We start from the raw sequence: 19,465 nt of genomic DNA, 5'->3' as shown, positions 1-19,465 counted from the left end.
TAAAAAAAGCAGGTGCAATTAGAAGAATTATTCAAAGTATAATAGGTAATTAAAATAGGTGAAAAATGGTTTGTTTTAATAAAATTCATCGAAACCAATATTTACCGATGACATTTCTGTGAAAAAACACTAACTTCTAATTACGTAAAAAATGGAAAATAATTATATTGGCTGTTCAAGTTTTTACAACACGAAAAGGAAGAATGTTTTTTATCCTGAGAGCCTTCCTCAAAACAAATGGTTTGAATTTTATTGCGAGAACTTCAATACATATGAACTAAACGCCACTTTTTATAAAATTACTACGCTAAAAAGCTTGCAGAAATGGTATGACAGAAGTCCTGAAAATTTTATATTTTCAGTCAAAGTCCCAAAACAAATTACACACATCAAAAAATTTATTGATTGTTCCCCTGAAATCAATAATTTTTATTCCATTTGTAAACAGGGATTCCATGACAAATTGGGTTGTATTTTGTTTCAATTGCCGTCAAGTATTCATTATAATCCTGAATTACTAGAAAGTATCATTAATTTATTAAATCCAAATTTTAAAAATGTAATTGAATTTCGCCATGAAAGCTGGTGGTCAGAAAAAGTCTATAACCGATTATCAGAAAATAAAATAGTTTTTTGCAGTGTAAGTCATCCATTGTTACCCACGACAATTATTGCTAATTCCGCTATTATTTATGTTAGATTACATGGCAGTCCACAAATGTTTTATTCTAATTATGGTCATCAGGATCTAAAAATTTTGTATCGAAATATTTTTAAAAAAAACAACGTTACCGAAGTTTATATGTATTTTAATAATACAGCCAGCGCTGCCGGAGTGATAAATGCGCAGGAGTTGGACGAGCTCTTCCGTTCGTACTAATATAAAACTCTACGTTGAACTTTTTGTTATTTTTTAAACATTTAATTAAAAAAATATGGATTATATTCAAATTCTCGGTTTGGCGGCTGCTGCATTTACAACGGGTGCCAATTTTCCCCAGACCTATAAAATTATAAAAACAAAATCAACAAAAGACATCTCAAAAATTACGTATTCGATGCTTTTTTGCGGAGGCATAATGTGGTTAATATACGGAATTTTAAAAAATGACATTCCTATTATCATTGCTAATGGTATCTCAGCCATAATTTGTGGAATCATTCTTTCGCTGAAATTTTGTTCGAAAAAAGTACTTGAAAAACTGGATAAAAAATTATAGATTGCTGTTATACAGAATCGTATATTTATTTAAAAAGCCGATGTTTTAAATTTTAAAGAAGATTATATATTTTTTTGTATCCTAAATAGTGTAAATTTATAATGATTTAAAAAGTGTTAAAAAAACTAATAAACTATTACAATGAAAAACACGAAAACAAAATTTGATGATTCTGAAAATCAGAAACAAAAGGATTTAGCCATTAATAAATCCGACGCAACAGATCAGTTGATGACCACTGATCAAGGACTTAAAATCAATGATGATAATAATTCCTTAAAGGCCGGCGAACGCGGTCCTTCATTACTGGAAGATTTTATCTTACGAGAAAAAATTACTCATTTTGATCATGAAAGAATTCCGGAAAGAATTGTGCATGCACGCGGTTCAGCGGCCCATGGTTATTTTCAGGTATATGAATCTATGGAAAAATATACCAAAGCAGGATTTCTTCAAAATTCAAGTATTAAAACACCTGTCTTTACGAGGTTTTCCACTGTTGCAGGATCCCGAGGATCAACGGATTTAGCGCGGGATATTAGAGGATTCTCGGTAAAGTTTTACACAGAAGAAGGGAATTACGACTTAGTTGGTAATAATGTGCCGGTTTTTTTTATTCAGGATGCCATCAAATTTCCTGATTTAGTTCATGCTGTAAAGCCTGAACCGAATAATGAAATGCCACAAGCGGCTTCGGCTCATGATACCTTTTGGGATTTTATTTCCTTGATGCCAGAAACCATGCATACTATTATGTGGATCATGTCTGATAGGGCAATTCCAAGAAGTTTAAGAATGATGGAAGGTTTTGGTGTTCATACTTTTCGTTTTATAAATAGTAAAAATGAATCTCATTTTGTGAAGTTTCATTGGAAACCAAAACTAGGAACTCATGCCGTAGTTTGGGATGAAGCACAAAAAATTTCAGGAAAAAATTCTGATTTTCACCGTCAGGATTTATGGGAAGCCATTGAGAACGGTCAATTTCCTGAATGGGAACTAGGAGTGCAGATAATTCCGGAAGCGGATGAACATAAATATGAATTCGATTTATTGGATCCCACTAAAATTGTTCCAGAGGAATTAGTTCCAGTTACTATAATTGGAAAAATGGTCCTGAATCGTAATCCAGATAATTTCTTTGCCGAAACTGAACAAGTGGCTTTTCATCCAGGTCATATTGTACCGGGAATTGATTTTACGAACGATCCATTATTACAAGGACGTTTATTTTCATATACTGACACACAATTATCACGTTTAGGAAGTCCTAATTTTCATGAAATTCCAATCAATAGAACCATTGCCCCAATGCATAATAATCAACGTGACGGACACATGCGGCAGGAAATTAACGTAGGTCGAGTGAGCTATCACCCAAATTCGCTGGGAGGTGGCTGCCCTTTTCAGGCAAAAATCGAGGAAGGTGGATTTACCAGTTTCAACGAAAGAATCGACGCCCAAAAAGTACGAGATCGAAGCGAAAGTTTCTCAGATCATTTTAGTCAGGCTACCTTATTCTTTAATAGTCAGACCCAAATTGAAAAAAATCATATTGTAAATGCATTACGTTTTGAATTAGGAAAACTGGAAACCGTGGCAATACAAACCCGCATGTTAGGATTGTTATCTCAAATTGATTCAATGTTAGCGACGAAAGTAGCGGAAGGTTTGGGAATGAAAGTGCCCACAAGTCCAGAAAAACCAATAAATCATGGTGTTGGGGCTGATGCGGATAAACAGAAGTATGAACCTAAAAAAGTAGTTCAAAGCGTTTTATCATCAGATGCATTAAGCATGCTTAAAAACAAAACATTGTCTAAAACAATAGCAACGCGACAAGTTGCTTTTTTATGTTCGGAAGGAACTGATAGGGCTCCAATCAATGCAATGAAGGCTGCATTAGAAAAAGAAGGTGCAGGTGTGAAAATCATTGCGCCACATTTAGGAACTATAAAGACAAATGATGGAAGTGAACTAAAAGTAGATCAAAGTTTCCTGATTGCTTCATCAGTTTTATTTGATGCGGTATACATTCCAGGCGGAAAAAATATTGGTTTTCTAAATTCAAAACTAGAAGCAATTGATTTCATCAATGAGGCCTACAAACACTGCAAAGTTATTGCTGCCGACGAAGCTGATATATTTGCTAACACAAATGTTAAAGTTGAACGAGAGACTAATGATGGCAAAGAAGGAATTATTTTAAATTCAAATAAAGCAGATAAAGCCTTCCCGAAATCTTTTATTGAAGCGATGGGGGAACATCGTTTTTGGAATCGAGAACCAGATCTGTAAAGAAGTAAATTTAATTTTAATTGGAAAATAAACAGTAAAAACCGAAATTAAAGTTTCGGTTTTTACGTTTTATAACTGAAAAAAGAAGGATTTTACTTAAATTTTTTAAATATGAGTAATTAAAATTTATTTCTTTATTTTTTTTTTGCGTTAGGTGGCGTTTAAGTTTTTCATTTTATTAGTATTAGTTAATTATTTAAAAATGGATGTAATTTTAATGGTCATGCGATGTCAATTAAAAAATGGCTACGAACCAATAAAGGAAATCAAACCTTTAAAAATTTTTTAAAAGATCTTCATAATTCAATAACTGCGGGAAAAATGGTTGGGGATTATGAAAAATGCCTGGAAGCAGAAATGAATGATTATTTTCTAAACCCAATTTTCAATTGGATTTAGAAAAAATAGTTTACAAATAATTGGTTAGTAATTAATTACGTTTAATTTTACGAAAAATAAAGGAGTTCAATATCTGTTTTAAGTAATTGTCAGAAATTTATTTTGTTAATAAAACGTAGTTGTGGGGTTCTCCTCATTGTCATTGAATTTTTATCAATTTAATTTGTGTTTATTTGTTCAAAATATTTTTATTTATTATATTTAACATCGTTTTCGGTTAATTTTAGTTAATTATTGTAATTAATACTAATTTAATTTTAAAATATTTCACAATCTGTAATTCGTTCGATATTGAAATTTATTTTGTTAAAGATAAAACAATCGTTAAATATTAATCATGCGTAAAAAACGATATTACTACTATAATAACTTGACTCAAACTAGTACTAAGAAATAGAAATTCTAATTTTGAAATGATAAAACAGGATCGAATCAGCCAAGGGGAAGGCGAAATTCTTGATTTAAAACTAAAGTCAAGCTTGTCTATTGCCGACAACAGTATTTTTCCAATAACTGGTTTGGGAGAATCTGCAGGCGAAATCGAGCACTTAAATAGAATAAAAAAAAGTATTGGATTTATTCTCCCCGGAATGCCATCCGATACAGGAAAATATAGTTTTGTAATTACCCAAAAATCTACCTTGGCAAAATTTAATACTGTACTACACAATACAATTGAGACCGTAGTTACTGGTGTTATTTCTCCTTCAAAAAACATAATAACGTACAAATTGCTTCATTCGAATATTTTATCGAGCGCTATTCACTTGCTGAAATACTTGGTAAAAGTAAAAGAAGCAGTACTGAATTTATACTATTTTCTTTCAGATTTAAAGATAATAGCAAAAACGGATGCAAAAAAAGAATCAAGAAGCCAGTTAGTTTGACTTTCAGTCTGACTTAAATAAATTAAAGTTTTAATAAATGATATAACATTACAGAAGTAAAAGAATAAGTATTGAAATTTCAAGTGTAGGAAATATAAAAAAGTATTTATAAAGATAGTATGTATGGGAAATATTGAAGATAACGCAGCGGATTTCCAACAAAAAAAATATTCAATACCGGATTTTAAATACTCTGAAATGGAAACATTAAAACTGATTCATGATTTAAAAGCGCATCAAATAGAATTGGAGATGCAAAAAGAAGAACTTGTTCTAGCCAAAGAACAAGCTGAAATTGCTACGCGAAAATATACGGAATTGTATGATTTTGCTCCTTCGGGGTATTTTACATTAACAAATTTAGGAAAAATAGTAGAACTAAATCTTACCGGTTCTAAATTACTACAAAAAGAAAGATCACAATTGATTAACAGTCAATTTGGTTTTTTTATTTCTGATGATACAAAGTCAATCTTCAATACATTCTTGGATACTGTTTTCAATACAAATTTGAAAAAATGCTGTGAAGTTAAATTAATTTTAGAAAATGATCTTACTGTAAATGTATATCTGACAGCAGTTTTAAATGAAAACAGGACCGAGGTTTTAATTGCCGCAGTTGATATAACACAGATTAAGTTGACAAAATCTGCTCTTAAAGAGAGTGAGGAGCGGTACCTAGAATTATTAAACAGCCTAGACGTGGGTATTATACTACACAAAAAGGACAGTTCCATAATTTTCTCTAATCCTAAGGCTTCGCAATTGATAGGTTTGAATAAAAATCAGATGAATGGCAAACGAATTTTTAATCCCGTCTGGGAATTTATAAAAGAAGATAATACACCTTTGGCGCAAGAGAATTATCCGGTAAACGAGATTCTAAATAATAAAAAACCCATAAAAAATTTTATAATTGGAATTAAAAAAAGCAAACATACTTCCGTTAAGTGGCTTTTAATAAATGGGTTTCCAGTGTTCAACAATTCAGGAGAAATAGCTGAAGTTATGATCAGTTTTATTGAAATTACAATGCTGAAAAAATTAGAAATTGAATTGATTAAAGCAAAGGATCAAGCGGAAGCAGCAAACAGAGCAAAATCTAGTTTTTTAACTAATATGAGCCATGAAATCAGAACTCCTTTGAACGGAATCATTGGTTTTACGGATTTATTAATGAAAACAAATCTGGATAAAAAGCAGACTAAATACATGAATACCGTTCACGAATCCGCTACTATACTAATTAAAATTATTAATAATATTTTAGATATTTCAAAAATTGAATCCGGTAAATTAGAACTAAATATTGAAGAGGTAGATCTATTTGAACTGATTTATAATGTAATCGATATTTTTAAATACCATGCTGATCTAAGCAAAATAGATTTAATAATTAACATTGATACAAGTGTTCCCAAGTACGTTTTAGTGGATTCGATTAGATTGAAACAAATTCTCGTGAATTTAATTGGTAATGCGATGAAATTTACAAAAGAAGGCTCTATTGCATTAAGCGTTATAACAGCCCCTTCGGAGAATGAAAATCAATGGCATTTGAAATTTTCGGTCAAAGATACTGGCATTGGAATAAAAGATGAAAATCATGAAAAAATATTTCAATCCTTCATACAAGAAGATAATACTATTACACGAAAATTTGGAGGAACAGGTTTAGGATTGGCTATAACAAATCAACTTTTAGCATTAATGAACAGTAAATTAGAACTAAATAGTCATTATGGGGAAGGAAGTGAATTTTTATTTACAGTTGAATTAGAAAAATCAAATCATGAATGTAATTTAAATCACTTAGATAACACTATTGAAATAGAAGAAACAGTTTCTTCAGTCAAAAACTTATCAAACAAGAAAATATTAGTAGTCGAGGACAATAAAATCAATATGCTTTTGGTAAAAACATTACTTAAATCAATACTTCCGGGAAGTACAATACTAGAGGCCTCTGATGGTCGAAAAGCAATTAAATTGTATAAAAAAGAGAAATTGGATTTAATTTTAATGGATATTCAAATGCCTCATAAAAATGGATATGAAACTACTGCCGAAATTAAACAGCTAAAAAAATACAATAATATTCCCATAATTGCTTTAACTGCCGGAATCATGCAAGGTGAAAAGGAAAAGTGCTTAGAATCAGGAATGGATGATTATGTTTCAAAACCTATCATACGATCTAATTTAGAAAAAGTACTTTTAAAGTGGTTACATAGTTAAAGACGTTTTATCCAAACTATCTTTTGAGTTGGCTTAAACATGATGGTTATTTTTTATGATATTTAGCATTGAAAATTATAATTTGGATAGCAAATAAAAGCTGCACAGTAAGTTGAGCTCCATTTTTTGTATTTAATTTGATTGTTAAATTCTTCAATAGTTGCATAATTCAAATCAGAGCGTCTCTTTTTCTGTGAACCAAATTTCAATAGATTCAAAGAATTTCAGTTTCATTTGTTCTTTAGAAATCAGTTTGTTTCCGTAAATCAATTCAGTTTTCGAGGATTTAAAAAAGCCTTCCGCTACCGCATTGTCCCAACTATTTCCTTTGTGACTCACACGGCGGGTTTTTTTTTACTCGCATATTGGACACCTCTGTCAGAATGAAAAATTAAACCTTCCTCAATATTTTGATTTTTAAACGCAATTTTCAAGCTCCAAACGTAGTTTGCTTTGTCTATTCGCTATCGCTCGGGTCATCAGTACTCATTTCATTGCTCAAATTCCAAGCTTTTGCAGGCATTTACACAGAAGCGCTCTGTTTAATATATTTTCGACGATTAAATAATTATGATTTGAGCTGGTTGTCACTTTGAATTTCTTGTTTAATTTACTTCGTAAGCCTAGCTGTTTCATATATTTTGCTACAGTAATTGCTTCGCCTGTTCGAGCAAAGCTCTCGGATCTTGAAATTTTATAACCAAAACTTCGAAGTTCTAATGTTATTCTAGGACTTCCATATTCTTGCTTGGATTCAAAATAAATCAATGTTATCTGTTTTTTTTATGGTAATTTTTAGTTGCAGTCTTGCGGTGATTATTTGTTTTTCCATGGGTAAAAACTTCCACTACTCAATTGCAGAACTTTGCACATTTTTTCAATCGAAAATACTCGTTCATTGTTTTAATGAAATTATAAATCATCGACCTCTCTTGGAAAAAATACCTATTGCTTTTTTAAATATTTCTCGGCTTAACTCAGCATCCTTAAGTTTTTCTCCAGTTCATGGAATTTTTCTTGCACGGGAGTTAGGTTTGAATTTCCTTTTTCAGGAAAACTTCCTTCTCCAAACTCCTTGAACTCTTTATGCCATTTATACAACTGTGGTGCTGTTATTATTCCCTACTCTCTGGCGAGCTCTTATATCTTTGTTCTCTCATAACTCAATTTGACAGCTTTTTCATTGAAAGCTTTATCATAAATTTTACACACTTGTTTCATAGGTTAAAAATAAGATTATTTGGTAACTTTCTGTGATTGCTAAGTTAGCATGTCCAAAAAATCAATTGTAGTTGAATAAATAATTAAATTAGCCAAAAAAGACTAATAATTTTTAGTTTTTATGGGTTATTAATGTTCAATTATTTTCCTATAAAAACCTTTTTTTCAAAAGCATCCATTTTAAATGGTTTTTCGGTTGCTTCCATAGATGGCCAACCGTCTTTTGTGATGTATAAGGGCTTTATGTTTAATAAAGATTTCCCGTCAGCAGAGCGGGTATAGGCGTGATAAACCATATACGTCGTGTCTTTTTCCGTGAAAATTCCGTTATGGCCGCGACCGGGTTCTTTGTCATCGCCAGCCAAGAATAGGGAGTATTTATCGTCCACCCAACTTTCGCCTTCTTTACTTAGATAAGGACCTTCAATATTTTTAGATCTACCCATAACGATTTGGTAATTACTTTCTATGCCTTTGCAGCAGATTCCTCTTGATGCAAAAATGTAATAATAATCGGGACCTTTAATCAAAAAAACGCCTTCGCCTAAATGGGAAGTAAGTTTTATTAACTTTGGATTCGCCTCCAATAATTTACCTGTTTTTGGGTTCAATTCGACCATCCTTAAGCCAGTTTGATAGGAACCATACAATAGCCATGCTCGACCGTCTTTGTTCACGAATACATTGGGGTCAATAACATTTACTCCTTCGCCACCGTTTTTAAAACTAATGACTGGACCTTGGTCTTCCCATTTATAGTTTGGATTTGTTTTATCTAAAGTTAGATTTGTGGCATAGCCTATGCTTGAATTAAAATTCATCCAAGCCGAAACAGAATAATATAAATGATATTTTCCGTCACGGAAATGGATGTCTGGCGCCCAAAGAACTCCTTTTTGTTCCGGAATGTCTTTTTTCCACCAATCCAACACTTCTGATTTGGCAAAAACGCCATTGTCATTTATCCAATTGATTTTATCGATTGATTTTTTTGAGGAAAGTCCTGTGCCAAAAACATAATACCAATCACCACCTTTAATCATTACGGGATCGTGTACTTTTAAATCCCCTTTCAATCCATTGTTTTCAATGGTTTTTTCGGGAACTTGCTGTGACCAAGTAACTATTGAAAAAAATACAATCAGAAATGTAAAACTATTTTTTTTCATTGAATTTACGTTTGAATTAGGATTTAAATAAATGTTGTTTCCTTGATATATGGATAAATATTAGTTCGTTAGTTCGTGTGTTTTATTAAAAAATGCGATAGTTTTTTTTAATAAAATGTTCCGAGAAAACAACTGTTTTACGCTTCTCGATACTCGAAGTGACGAGTGAATCCTTAGCGAAAAGGAGATTGGAATTTATATTTGAAATGCATTTAAAATTAAGGTGTGCTTATTCCTTTTTTAAAGCAGCAATAACATCAGCCGAAACCTTGATCACGGTACCATGACGCGTTCCTTGAGGAAAACTGACTTGCTCCGAGATATCTTCCCAACCTTTGGAAGTTTGTTTTGCGGCGCCATATTTTTTCTGGGTATATTTATCAAAATAAACTATCCATTCGCCATTTATTTGGGTTGCAGTTGGACCTTCTGCCCAATAGTTTCCGGTAATACTTTCGCTTGCTTTGGTGTATGGGCCTTCGATATTTTTGCTGGTGGCTATTTTTAAATTTTTCTGGACTGGTACTTTTGTTTCATCCTTCAAATACATGGTATACCCTTTTTCATCTTTTACAATGGAAGCATCGATTACATTAAAGCCAGGTTCGTAGAGGAGTTTGGTTTTTTTGAATTTCTTGAAATCTTTGGTTGTGGTGTAATAAATCCTGTGATTGTATCCTTTTTCTTCAGAGGATTGTGTTTCGGTAAACTTTCCATCAATGGTTGAAGCCCAATAAATCAAGTATTTTTTTGACTTTTGATCATAAGTTATTTCTGGAGCCCAAGTATTTCTTGCATTTTTTTCATGCGCCATCACGGGAATAAATTCTTGTTTGGACCAGTGAATTAGATCTTTGGAAGACGCATAACCAATGCCTTTGTCCGTCCAGCTTACCGTCCAAACCATATGATACATGCCGTCGCCACCTTTTATGACGCAAGGATCACGCATTAATTTGTCTTTTCCGACTTGTGGAGTTAAAAAAGAAGCGTCTTTTTTTAAAGTTTCCCATTTATAGCCGTCTTCACTGGAGGCCAAATGCAGACCATCTTCGCCATTGCCTTTAAAATAAGAAAATACATATCCTTCAGGTTTTGGAATAAATCCATTCGATATCAACCATTTTTCACAGGCTTTTGGCCAATATTTATTAGTTCCTTGAACTCCTAAACCAAAACCGTGACCTCCATTTTCATACAAATGCATTTCGACCGGAACTTGGTGTTTTTTCAATGTTAAATAATAATTGATACTGTTTTCAACGGGAACTGCTTTGTCATCGGTCGCGTGTACCAAAAATGTTTTGGGTGTATTGGAATCAACTTGTTTTTCATTCGAATAGTTGCTGATCATTGCACTGCTGGCATTTTTACCCAAAAGATTCTCTTTGGAGCCTTTGTGTGTAATTGCATCTTCCATAGAAATTACGGGATAAATCAAGAGAGAAAAATCGGGGCGAGCACTTATATTATCCTTTGAATTATACACTTTATCATTATAATGAGTGGACAATGTTGAAGCTAAATGTCCACCTGCAGAAAAGCCTATGACTCCAATTTTTGCTGGGTCAAGGTTCCATTCTTGTGCGTGTCTTCGCAATGTTCTTATGGCTTCTTGCGCATCTTGAAGTGGACCAACGGTTTTATCTTTCATAATCAAATCGCTTGGTAATCTGTATTTAAGAACAAAGGCTGAAATTCCAATAGATTTAAACCATGCAGCTACTTTATCGCCTTCTTTTTCATGTGACAAAAGAGAATAGGCGCCGCCAGGGCAAATAATTACCGCTGCATTTTTGGAATTGTTGTTATCAGCCAAAAAAACTTTCAAAGTAGGTTCCGTAACTTTTCTGATTCCCGTTATTGTTCCCTGGGAATCTAATCTGGGTTCTTCCTTATAATCCACCGCCGGAATAGATCCAGGTATTTTATCCCATAACGGGATTTCCTTGTTTTGCGAAAAAATAAGGGAAGTAAATCCAAAACTTATTATCAATGCTAATTTAAAACTGCTATTTTTCATTTTGTCTTTCATAAAATTCTATTTCTACGATGCGTAATTGTCCTTTGGCATCTACTGCTGTTTTGTTTTTAAATAAGTCTAAATCTTTGGTGGCTTCCACTTCGACAATTTTACTGAAACCGTCTTTTTCGGTATTAGCTCCAATTAATTCAATTTTGATGTTTTCGGCAAGTACGGGTTCCAATGGAATGGTAATGTAGCCTAAACTTTGGGTTGTATTTCCTTTATACACTTCTTTACCGTCGGCCAAAATACGAATAGGATAGCTTTTTGACCGCCAACCGGTTAATTTAATCACGCATTCATTTACAATTGAACGTTTCGAAAGGGTGTAGGTTATCGAAGCCGTATTACTTTTTCCATCATTTCTCCATTCAGTTAATTCGTTGTCGTCATAACTTTTGTAAGTATCGTTAATATTTGATGGAGAAGAGGAATTTATAATACTCACAGAATTCCTTTTTACAGTATAAGAAGGCGTTTTTGGAGTGGCGCCTCTTTCTAGATTGGAAGCCAAATTAATTCCGGGCAATAGTTTCGAAAGTCCATTTTGAACTTTTATGGCTTGACTTTCAAAAGATAATTCAACTGATTTTAACCCTTTGGCCGTTGCCGTTATTTTTATTTTTCCCGCCTTTGTCAAAGACTGCAACATCACTCTGTTGATTCCATTTTCGACAGGAATATTTTTGGAAAGAATATAATTTTCAGGACCTTGTGTAATGCCTCCCAACCAAGTTGCCGGGCCATCAATGGCAAAGCTGATCATGTCGTTGCTGATGGGGCAACGGCGTCCGTTTTTGTCCAGCACTTCGACATCTATTAGGGCTACATCGGCTCCGTCGGCCAAGATTCCTTTGGGTTGAGTATTCAATTTTAGCTTGATTGAAGCGGGATCTCCGACAGTTATTTTGGAATCTTCGCTTAAAACAGTTCCTTTTTCATCATAACCAATGGCTTTAATTGTTCCTGATTTCCATGCGATATTTTCAAAAGTAAACAGAAACTGATGGCTCTGCTTTCCAAAACCTTGAGAAATTCCATTTACAAAAAGTTCCACTTTATTGGCTGTCGATACAACATAAATATTTTTCACAACGGTCTCGGCATAGTTCCAATGCCCCATAATGTGCGTGCGGTGTTTTTCGATATCGACCCAGCCATCCCACATGACTTGATGCGCCCAAAAACCGTCTTTCGGAATGCGCATGGCATCAACTTCTCCACTGGTTCTATAATTGGATTCGCCTCTGTGATGGGTGTTGGAATCCGAAAAAATAATGTTTACACCTCCTGAATTCACTCTTTTTCCGTTGCCGGGTCTTTCCCTGTAATAGTCGTACCAACGCACAATGTCTTCAATGGCGTGACGGTCTTGATTGTGATTGTAATCTTCCGCAGGTTGGTCTCGATATAAAGGTCCTACACCTTCTTTATGAAAAGGAGGGGAGAATTCGTCCCAGTATTTGCGCAAGCCTTCATCTCTTGAATATTCGGTAGCCCACAACGGTTTTTGCGCACTTTTGTTGATGTAGAGCATTTCTCCGCCATATTCAGCTTCTTTACTGTCGAGCATTTCACGGGAACCAATGGCACGTCCACCAAAAGGGTCAAATGTATTTCGGATGGTTTTCATTTCGCGCATGTGTTCCTCGCTGATGGATTCATTCCCACATTCGTAAAATATAATGCTCGGATTGTTTCGATTGTAAATGATGGCATCCCGCATCAGGTTTACACGCTGGTTCCATTGGTCGCCTTTGGCATCTTTTTCGGCATCGCCAGCCGGCATTGCTTGAAGGAGTCCAACCCGGTCACAGGATTCGACGTCTTGTTTCCAAGGGGTGACGTGCATCCAACGGACTAAATTTCCGTTGCCTTCCACAATTAATTTATTGCTGAAATCACTCAGCCAAGCAGGAACAGACATTCCGATAGCCGGCCATTCGTTGCTGGTTCTTTGCGCATAGCCTTTTACTTGAATCACTCGATCGTTGAGCCAAATTTCTCCGTTTTTGAATTCCGTTTTTCGGAAACCGGTTTTGGTCGAAACTTCGTCAATAATTTTTCCGTCCACTTTCAAAATCGTTTTTATGGTATATAAATAACCGTAACCCCAGCTCCAAAAATGCAAGCCTTTAAGCAAATTGTTGGCTTTCATGATTTTGGTTTCGTTGGGTAAAATAGTGGTTTTTTTACCAGAGAAATTAGCTATGTTTTTTCCGTCAAGGTCTTCAACAATGATATTGTATTCAAACGTTTTGGTAGCCCCATATTCATTGCGGACTTCTGTTTCTGCATTGATGGTGGCACTTTCGGCTTTTATGTCAATATTGGATGGATAGATGTAAACTCCCGTGGTTTTTAGATTGGAATAGAGTGGGAGGGTTTGGTATAATTTGTCGGTGATGTGGAGGTAAACATTTTTGGGAATGCCGCCATAATTGGCATTAAAATTCATGTTGTTCCATTGATAAGTCGCATTGGTTTCCACTTGTCGGTATTTCCAGTCGTTGTCAATTCGTAGTGCCACGGTATTTTCTTCGGGGCAAGGCTTGACTATTTTTGAAATGTCAAGACCAAAAGCCATTACGCCATTTTCATGAAGTCCCGCTTTTTGTCCGTTGACATAAATAACACCGTCTTGGCGAATGCCTTCAAATTCCAAGAAAATCTTCTTGTCCTTGATTCCTTTTGGGAGCTTGAATTTTTTTCGATACCAAACTATGCCCGTGCTATGATGGTCGATGTCTTTTTCAAAAGCTTCTTCTTGGTTGTAAGCATGCGGAAGGGTTACTTTTTGCCAAGAATTATCATCGAAAACAGGAGATTCCGCATTTTCGAAATGACCTGTTTTTAGTTTCCAATCGGCGTTGAAATTGTATTTTTCCCTCTTGAATTCTTGTGAATATATAGCGGAAGTAAACAGTATTAAAGCAAAATAAAAGAGCACCTTTTTCATGAATTTTTATTTCATTTTATAAATTTCGGAACCTGCCAATAGGAAACAGCCTAATCCATAATCTTCAAAGTCAGGAATTTTATCATAGGATAGGGGTTGCCCGTCTTTTGGTTCTTTACCTGTTGATTGTAGATAGCCTAAAAAGCCATTTTCGTGCAAACTTTCTTTTGTCATGGCATTCCATGCTTTTTGGATTACTGGCAAGTAGGTTTCTTTTTTCAAAATTCCATTGTTCACGCCATACGTTATTCCGTAAATGAATAAGGCTGTTCCAGAGGTTTCTTTTTCGCCAAAATTAGTTGGATCATGCAAACTTACATTCCAAAAACCATCCGCGCGCTGTATTTTAACCAATGCTTCTGACATCGCTTTTAAATCTTTTACATATTGTTCTCTATGAGGCGCATTTGCTGGAATTATGGTCAATACTTTGGCCAAAGCCGCAATTACCCAGCCATTGCCACGACTCCAATAACAATCTTCGCCATTTGGTTCTTTGTACGGTGGATCAAAATCGGCATCACGCCACCACAGGCCATCTTTTGGATTGTAAAGTCCGTGGTCGCCATGTTTGTTTCTGGAATACATGTACATTTGGTACATTTTTTCGTAATAGCGATTGTCTTTTTCGAGTACGCCCATTTTTGCAAAAACAGGCATTCCCATTTGAATGGCATCAATCCAAGACCAATCGTCGAGCTGGGGCGTATTCAACAACATGTTCATGTTGGCTTTGGTATTCTTCAATTTTTTGGCGTCCGGTTGTAAATTGTACAAAGCAATATAGGTTTGGGCAGCGCAATAATTGTCGGCATTTCGAGTGGTATTTCCACCATTAAATCCCCATTTATGAAATTCAGACCAAGAGTAAGCATAGTCGTAGTAAGCTTCTTTAGGATAAATTTCGTGTAAGGCCATTAGTCCTTCATAATAAACGCCACGTGTCCAAATATTGCTCGGACGTTCCTTGTTGGTTATGATGGTTTTGCTCGTTTCAGGCCATTTTTGCATGAAATAATCGTTGGCAAGCATCATTTGTTTTAGTACCAACTTTTTGTCAAAAGATTCTTGTGCGCTTGTAGTGCTAATATATGAAAAGCAAATAGCGAAAAATAAAAGCAGTTTTCTCATTTTGGGTACCGTTAATTAGGTGATTAATTTTGTTGTTTTAAAGGTGTAATGGTAACTGGGCCCAACAATCCGGAAGGCATCGGACTCCATTTGGTAGCATCAAATTTCTTATAATCCTTGTCCACCATGTTTATTTCATAAAAAATCTTCCATTCCTGTCCTTTTAACTCCATGTCTCGAACTCTATTGGCTGATAGATTGGTCACTTGAATTTTTAAGGTGTTTTTTCCAGTTTTTAATTTTCCGATGTTCAATTGATATGGAACCGACCAAGCCGTGCCTATAAATTTGTCGTTTAACCACACTTTGGCACTTTCGCGAACATCGCCAAGATTCAAATTCCAATTCTCGGTTTTGCTGTTTTTATTGTCGAATTGCAAGGTATAAGTGGCTGTTCCCGAGAAAGCTTCGGCTGCAGGGCTTAATTTAGTCCAAGATTCTAAGTTGGAAACGGTTGCTGCTGGAGGCAGTTGCGGTCCGCCTTTGTCAAAAGTGATTTGCCATTTTCCGTTTAAAGGAATGGCATCGGAAGTGGCTTCGTAATAGTTCCATTTTTTTTGTGAAGCGGTATTTTCTGTTTTCAAAAAATACGATTGTCCCGGTTCAATTTTTAGTTTAACCAATGTCGTATTGGCTGTTTTTTGTACTATGGCATTGCCATAATCTTTGTTCAATGGATCAAAAATCACGACTTCTTTATTGCCGATTTGCAATGGAATAAAACCTTCTATTGTTTTGGGCGAATGATTGACCAAATAATATATTTTTTCACCGTCAACAGTTCTTCTGGTGAATTTCAAACCTTTGTTTACCAAAGTTTCAGGGTATATTTGGGCATCTTCCAAAGCTTTGAAAATATCCGAAACAGGTGTTGCAATCGCTTTGTTTGCAGCCAAAATAGTTTGAAGTTCCTGCTCTTGTTTTTTATAATCGTGAAATCCGGGAACCGATTCAGGGAGTCCTTCAAAGATGATTTTTGCACCCGCTTTTTGTAATTCTATCAGTTTTTGCAAAGTGGCCAAAGGCATTTTTTTGCAGGAAGGAATAACTAATGATTTAAAAGTTCCGCCGGGCAAAATGATTTTTCCGTTTACCACTTTTGCTTCGGCAATAAAATTATCGGAAATAAAATCTACGCCATACCCTTTTTTCATCAAGCTTTTGGTTGTGTCATAAAAAGAGGTTTCGTATAACCATTCGGACAAAGAATGTATTTTAAATTGAAAAAACAAAGTCCCTTTTTGGTATTTATCCCAGGTGTCGAAAATAGGCCAGTAAAGTAAAATTTCATTGTCCGATTTTCCTTGTTGCAACATAGATTGACAGTTGGCTATGTACGAAAACAAGGATGGAGCATCTTCCCAGATACTGTTGGTGGCATTAAAATTGACCGAGGCATAAAATTTCCATCCCGGCCAAGTTGCTCTTGTCGGCGAATAGGTTGAACCATGAAGAAAAATATGGTTGACACCGTTTAGCATCAAGTCTTCGGCTTCGGGTTTGCATTGCGATAAAGCCGTTTTGAAATGTTCTCTCAACCAAGTAAATGTTTCTGATGACACCAATGGTTTCCCTGAAATATGAGCTGCCGAGGAGGAGAATTTCAACATTACCGGATCGGCATCGCCTTCGCGAATGTCTTCTTTTTCGCGTCTAAAACCGGGAATGTCAAACGGCATGGAGCCAAAAGTTTCACATTCCGGAATATCTGCCGAAGCGTACAAATCGATAAGATTTCCGGGCGAACCGTGAGCTTGAAGTTTTGTTTTGAAGTTTTTGCTGTTTGCCCATTTAGTCCAAGATTTGTCGAATTTATTCAACAACAAATCGGATAGGGTTTGCCTGTAATCGCTTCGGATTCGGTTGCTCATTTCATTGTCGGTTTCATTGAGTAAAATTGGCAACTGTTCTTTTAAATCATAGCCTCTTCGCGTTTTAAATTCCTCGAAAAAACGGGGTGTAAAATCGGTTCCGTACACTTCGTAGCTGTCGTTGAAAATGGCGCGTATTTTTCCTTCTCGTCCCTTGAAAGCATTATTGAATGGAACAACATAAGCATTAAGTGCTTCTTCCGAATAATGGTCCAATGTATATCCTTTGCCGCCGGGAGCTGATCTTTTGACCTGTTGACCTGTTTTTCCGCTAAAAACGGCGTATAGGGTATAATCCGTTTTTTTTGCTTTCCATTTTAACTTATTTCCTTTTACTTGATCAGTCAAGTTTACGTAAGTTCCATCGCTTCCATAGGCTACAACATATAAAAGATCGGCAGGTATTTTTTCTTTGCTGCTGTCAAGTTCTATGTTTCGATTAAAGGTTTCATTTTTCTTGAGAGGGTATTTTTCTATGATCAATTTTGTTGCTGCATGGGGCAAAGTTATGTGAGAACCTCCATAAGGCCAGCCGGTACCTAGAACCATGTCCACCTGCATATGGAGGCTATCGGCAACATGAATGGTGTAATCCAACATTTCCATCCATTTAGGAGAGAGGTAATCGATAAAGTTATTTTCTTCTCCTTTTACACCATATATAGGCGTGATTTCGACTCCGCCAATTCCTGCATTATGAAAATCTAGAAGGCTTTGCTGCAGATTGGGTTTGTCAACTGCGCTTCCCATCCACCACCAACGAGCCCATGGCTGATTTATATTAGTGGATTTTGGCCAAGGCGAAACTGTTGTAATAACGTTTTGAGCCATCGCTTGCACAGAGAAAAGAATTCCTAAAAGAATAAAAGTGTATTTTTTTTTAAATTTCATCGACATAAAGTATTTTTTTTATTTATCAATTTCAATAGCATAGACCTGAGAATTCTCTTCGAAATTAGCCCTGAAAATAATCCGTTTTCCGTCAAGATAAAAATGTACGTTGGATTCTCACTTACAATTATAATTTTTCATATTGACTAGTTTTGCAGACACTAATTGGTCTCCTGTAGGCGCAAAGTGATAATTTAATGGGCCATCTTCGGGGTGAGCAACCTGTCCTTCGTTTCCACCATCACCAGCAAGCATCATTTCATCGGCATTTTAAGTGGCTACAGACCTCATTTTATTAATTGGAAATTTAAATATAAATGCTGTTTTGTGTGTTTCGATATGTGTCGAAAAAATACTGTCTTTCATTCGATATTATATTTTTCGCGTTTTGATACCTACAATTTTACCACTTTTTCCTCCAGATCTAGTGGTGATTTACACAATATTCCTTGATTTTAAATCAATAGTAAATAATTGTGACCCCATTAGGAGTTATTCCGTAAAATATCGTTAACCATCTTTTTTTTGTTTTTAGTAGGGAAAAAGAGATTGTTGTGAAAATAAAAACTTTTATAACCTCCTTTTCTTTCAATCAACTTTCCTCTTCATTGTCCACTCTCTGAATCTATCCAAGGGGTAGCCAACGAGCTCTCTTTGGAAGTTTTCAAAACTGAAATATTGCTTTGAGAACCAATAAGTTTGTTTTTCTTAACAGGAAAAGCAAATCAATATAGACAAGTATATTTTTAAGGGATTCATTTACTTTTTCATTACAAATTTTTAAGTAAAAATAGATTAGTTCCTTAAAAATACTATCCTGTAGCATCCTGTGTAATTTCCAAGTAAAGATAAATATCGTAATAATTCATTCTTTGTATCCTCATTGCTTATTAGAATCAAAATAAGCAATGAGCATAAATTTAAAGTAAACGATTATTTATCAAATTTAAATAAATTCCAAATATTGGATTTTCTTGGCTGATCTAAAAAGCGAGTAGATTTGAAAAGAAATAAATGGATCTAAATTTTAACTTAAAAATAAATATAACTTAATTTATATTGTTAATATGTAAGATAAATAGAATCAGTAAGTAATTTTTTTTATTGAAATTGTTTTTATTTCAACTTTTAATTTGGATAATAAAATAATAATAA

The 19,465-nt window shown here is 34.8% G+C and carries 13 protein-coding genes; 6 read left to right on the top strand and 7 right to left on the bottom strand.

All coding sequences use genetic code 11. The features are described from left to right. The first annotated feature begins 151 nt into the window (after window positions 1-151). The 6 genes from ACNQGJ_RS15120 to ACNQGJ_RS15095 all read left to right on the top strand — a co-directional run bounded on the left by ACNQGJ_RS15120 (window position 152) and on the right by ACNQGJ_RS15095 (window position 7,042). Window positions 152-880, top strand: coding sequence for a DUF72 domain-containing protein (locus tag ACNQGJ_RS15120; protein WP_417974403.1), 729 nt, complete (start codon window positions 152-154; stop codon window positions 878-880). A gap of 55 nt (window positions 881-935) precedes the next feature. After that, entirely contained in the window at window positions 936-1,220 is a 285-nt protein-coding gene (locus ACNQGJ_RS15115) for a SemiSWEET family sugar transporter (protein ID WP_417974405.1), read from the top strand. Window positions 1,221-1,361: 141 nt separating this feature from the next. Next, on the top strand, window positions 1,362-3,518 hold the full coding sequence (locus ACNQGJ_RS15110; protein ID WP_417974407.1) for a catalase: 2,157 nt from the start codon (window positions 1,362-1,364) through the stop codon (window positions 3,516-3,518). A 228-nt stretch (window positions 3,519-3,746) separates the two neighbouring features. Further along, window positions 3,747-3,917 (top strand): response regulator, encoded by a 171-nt coding sequence (locus ACNQGJ_RS15105; protein ID WP_417974409.1) that lies wholly within the window; start codon window positions 3,747-3,749, stop codon window positions 3,915-3,917. Window positions 3,918-4,330: 413 nt separating this feature from the next. Beyond that, window positions 4,331-4,804, top strand: coding sequence for a hypothetical protein (locus tag ACNQGJ_RS15100; protein ID WP_417974411.1), 474 nt, complete (start codon window positions 4,331-4,333; stop codon window positions 4,802-4,804). Between the two features lie 123 nt (window positions 4,805-4,927). Next, window positions 4,928-7,042: a response regulator gene (locus ACNQGJ_RS15095; protein WP_417974413.1), complete on the top strand. Its 2,115-nt coding sequence runs from the start codon at window positions 4,928-4,930 to the stop codon at window positions 7,040-7,042. Window positions 7,043-7,216: 174 nt separating this feature from the next. Here the strand turns inward: ACNQGJ_RS15095 and ACNQGJ_RS15090 are convergent, their stop codons facing one another. The 7 genes from ACNQGJ_RS15090 to ACNQGJ_RS15060 all read right to left on the bottom strand — a co-directional run bounded on the left by ACNQGJ_RS15090 (window position 7,217) and on the right by ACNQGJ_RS15060 (window position 18,568). Next, a complete protein-coding gene (locus ACNQGJ_RS15090) occupies window positions 7,217-7,381 on the bottom strand; it encodes an IS3 family transposase (RefSeq protein ID WP_417974415.1) in 165 nt (54 codons plus the stop codon). Window positions 7,382-8,403: 1,022 nt separating this feature from the next. Then, the gene (locus ACNQGJ_RS15085; RefSeq protein WP_417974417.1) at window positions 8,404-9,432 is read right to left on the bottom strand and encodes an arabinan endo-1,5-alpha-L-arabinosidase; all 1,029 of its coding nucleotides are present in this window, start codon (window positions 9,430-9,432) and stop codon (window positions 8,404-8,406) included. 229 nt (window positions 9,433-9,661) lie between these two features. After that, entirely contained in the window at window positions 9,662-11,467 is a 1,806-nt protein-coding gene (locus tag ACNQGJ_RS15080) for an alpha/beta hydrolase fold domain-containing protein (RefSeq protein WP_417974419.1), read from the bottom strand. Then, on the bottom strand, window positions 11,445-14,417 hold the full coding sequence (locus tag ACNQGJ_RS15075) for a glycoside hydrolase family 2 protein (RefSeq protein ID WP_417974421.1): 2,973 nt from the start codon (window positions 14,415-14,417) through the stop codon (window positions 11,445-11,447). The genes ACNQGJ_RS15080 and ACNQGJ_RS15075 overlap by 23 nt, the downstream gene beginning before the upstream one ends. 6 nt (window positions 14,418-14,423) lie before the next feature. Continuing rightward, the gene (locus ACNQGJ_RS15070) at window positions 14,424-15,548 is read right to left on the bottom strand and encodes a glycoside hydrolase family 88/105 protein (RefSeq protein ID WP_417974423.1); all 1,125 of its coding nucleotides are present in this window, start codon (window positions 15,546-15,548) and stop codon (window positions 14,424-14,426) included. A 23-nt stretch (window positions 15,549-15,571) separates the two neighbouring features. Beyond that, window positions 15,572-18,310: a glycosyl hydrolase gene (locus tag ACNQGJ_RS15065; RefSeq protein ID WP_417974425.1), complete on the bottom strand. Its 2,739-nt coding sequence runs from the start codon at window positions 18,308-18,310 to the stop codon at window positions 15,572-15,574. Window positions 18,311-18,427: 117 nt separating this feature from the next. Continuing rightward, the gene (locus tag ACNQGJ_RS15060) at window positions 18,428-18,568 is read right to left on the bottom strand and encodes a hypothetical protein (RefSeq protein ID WP_417974427.1); all 141 of its coding nucleotides are present in this window, start codon (window positions 18,566-18,568) and stop codon (window positions 18,428-18,430) included. Window positions 18,569-19,465 lie beyond the last annotated feature (897 nt).

Source organism: Flavobacterium cryophilum (assembly GCF_048286555.1).
GTDB lineage: Bacteria > Bacteroidota > Bacteroidia > Flavobacteriales > Flavobacteriaceae > Flavobacterium.
Note: the sequence above shows the minus strand (reverse complement) of the source record. Positions and strands in the feature narration are given on the sequence as shown.

Coding starts and splice junctions, on each gene's coding strand:
- ACNQGJ_RS15120 (WP_417974403.1), top strand. CDS start 152: ATGGAAAATAATTATATTGGCTGTTCAAGTTTTTACAACACGAAAAGG.
- ACNQGJ_RS15115 (WP_417974405.1), top strand. CDS start 936: ATGGATTATATTCAAATTCTCGGTTTGGCGGCTGCTGCATTTACAACG.
- ACNQGJ_RS15110 (WP_417974407.1), top strand. CDS start 1,362: ATGAAAAACACGAAAACAAAATTTGATGATTCTGAAAATCAGAAACAA.
- ACNQGJ_RS15105 (WP_417974409.1), top strand. CDS start 3,747: ATGTCAATTAAAAAATGGCTACGAACCAATAAAGGAAATCAAACCTTT.
- ACNQGJ_RS15100 (WP_417974411.1), top strand. CDS start 4,331: ATGATAAAACAGGATCGAATCAGCCAAGGGGAAGGCGAAATTCTTGAT.
- ACNQGJ_RS15095 (WP_417974413.1), top strand. CDS start 4,928: ATGGGAAATATTGAAGATAACGCAGCGGATTTCCAACAAAAAAAATAT.
- ACNQGJ_RS15085 (WP_417974417.1), bottom strand. CDS start 9,432: ATGAAAAAAAATAGTTTTACATTTCTGATTGTATTTTTTTCAATAGTT.
- ACNQGJ_RS15080 (WP_417974419.1), bottom strand. CDS start 11,467: ATGAAAGACAAAATGAAAAATAGCAGTTTTAAATTAGCATTGATAATA.
- ACNQGJ_RS15075 (WP_417974421.1), bottom strand. CDS start 14,417: ATGAAAAAGGTGCTCTTTTATTTTGCTTTAATACTGTTTACTTCCGCT.
- ACNQGJ_RS15070 (WP_417974423.1), bottom strand. CDS start 15,548: ATGAGAAAACTGCTTTTATTTTTCGCTATTTGCTTTTCATATATTAGC.
- ACNQGJ_RS15065 (WP_417974425.1), bottom strand. CDS start 18,310: ATGAAATTTAAAAAAAAATACACTTTTATTCTTTTAGGAATTCTTTTC.
- ACNQGJ_RS15060 (WP_417974427.1), bottom strand. CDS start 18,568: ATGATGCTTGCTGGTGATGGTGGAAACGAAGGACAGGTTGCTCACCCC.